Raw genomic sequence first — 1,897 nt, forward strand, 5'->3', positions numbered from 1 at the left:
TATCGGATTTTTAAGGTGCGCGCCGCCGCTTGCGGCCTCGCTCTCGCTCGGCCTTGCCTTCGCATACCGCGTATGCTCAAGGCTCGCTGCTTGCTCCGCCTCACGGCTTCGCTTCGCGCATGCACACCCTGAAAACCGCACAGGAAAAGTTGACCTGAAGGTGCGAGCGTTTCCGAACCGCTTGCGCTCGGACGGTTGTTCACCGTCTTCGCCGGTCTCCCCTTTCAGGGTTCCCTCTTGCGCGATTCCTGATTGAGATTAAGTCTTCTTAGATCAAGCCCTCGACCGATTAGTACCGGCAAGCTTCCGCGTTACCGCGCTTACACCGCCGGCCTATCTACCTTGTCGTCTTCAAGGGGTCTTACCTGCTTTTAGCAGTGGCAGTCTTCTTCTTGAGGTGGGCTTCACGCTTAGATGCCTTCAGCGTTTATCCCCTCCGCACTTCGCTTCCCAGCTATGCCGTTGGCACGACAACTGTTGCACCAGTGGTGCGTCCATCCCGGTCCTCTCGTACTAGGGACAGCTCCTCTCATGACTCCTGCGCCCACGATGGATAGGGACCGAACTGTCTCACGACGTTCTGAACCCAGCTCGCGTGCCGCTTTAATTGGCGAACAGCCAAACCCTTGGGACCTGCTTCAGCCCCAGGATGCGACGAGCCGACATCGAGGTGCCAAACCTCCCCGTCGATGTGGACTCTTGGGGGAGATCAGCCTGTTATCCCCGAGGTAGCTTTTATCCGTTGAGCGACGGCTTTTCCACTCAATACCGCCGGATCACTATGCCCGACTTTCGTCTCTGCTCGACCTGTCCGTCTCGCAGTCAGGCTCCCTTCTGCCATTGCACTCTTCGAATGGTTTCCATCCATTCTGAGGGAACCTTTGGGCGCCTCCGTTACTCTTTGGGAGGCGACCGCCCCAGTCAAACTGCCCACCTATCACTGTCCATTGCCAGGATCACTGCACATTGTTAGAATTTCAGCAACAGAAGAGTGGTATCCCAACATCCGCTCCACCAAGACTGACGTCCTGGCTTCCCAGCGTCCCACCTATCCTGTACATCCATTGCCAAAATCCAATGATAAGCTACAGTAAAGCTCTACGGGGTCTTTCCGTCCAGTCGCGGGTAATGGGCATCTTCACCCATACTTCAATTTCACCGGGTCCCTTGTTGAGACAGCGCCCAAGTCGTTACGCCATTCGTGCGGGTCGGAACTTACCCGACAAGGAATTTCGCTACCTTAGGACCGTTATAGTTACGGCCGCCGTTTACTGGGGCTTCAATTCACCGCTTCGCCTTGCGGCTGACAGCTCCTCTTAACCTTCCAGCACCGGGCAGGCGTCAGCGCTTATACGTCAGCTCTCGCTTTCGCAAACACCTGTGTTTTTGCTAAACAGTCGCTTGGGCCTATTCTCTGCGGCCTCTTTCGAGGCACCCCTTCTCCCGAAGTTACGGGGTCATTTTGCCGAGTTCCTTAACAAGGGTTCTCCCGTTCGTCTTAGGATTCTCTCCTCGCCCACCTGCGTCGGTTTGCGGTACGGGCACCCATGGCATTATTAGCACCTTTTCTCGCCAGCCGGGATTCACATGCTTCGCTACTTATAGTTTCGCTCCCCGTCATGCCTCAGCCTTCACAAGGCGCGTACTTCACTACGCCTCAGCCTCAACACTTGGACCGGCTCTACCATCAACCGGCTCATGCTATCCTTCTGTGTCAGTGCGTCACTCCCATAGGTGGTACTGGAATCTCCACCAGTTTTCCATCGCCTACGACCATCGTCCTCGGCTTAGGCCCCGACTTACCCTGGGCGGATGAACCTTCCCCAGGAAACCTTGGGCTTTCGACGTGCGAGTTTCTCGCTCGCATCTCGTTACTCATACCGGCATTCTCTCTCCT

1 rRNA gene is annotated in these 1,897 nt (G+C 56.0%); it reads right to left on the reverse strand.

Going from position 1 to position 1,897, the window contains the following annotated elements:
- Positions 1-269: 269 nt before the first annotated feature.
- Positions 270-1,897, reverse strand: a 23S ribosomal RNA gene (locus ACH6CV_RS18035); the annotation flags it as partial.

This window comes from Anaerozeibacter quisquiliarum (assembly GCF_051162045.1).
Lineage (GTDB): Bacteria > Bacillota > Clostridia > Christensenellales > Aristaeellaceae > Anaerozeibacter > Anaerozeibacter quisquiliarum.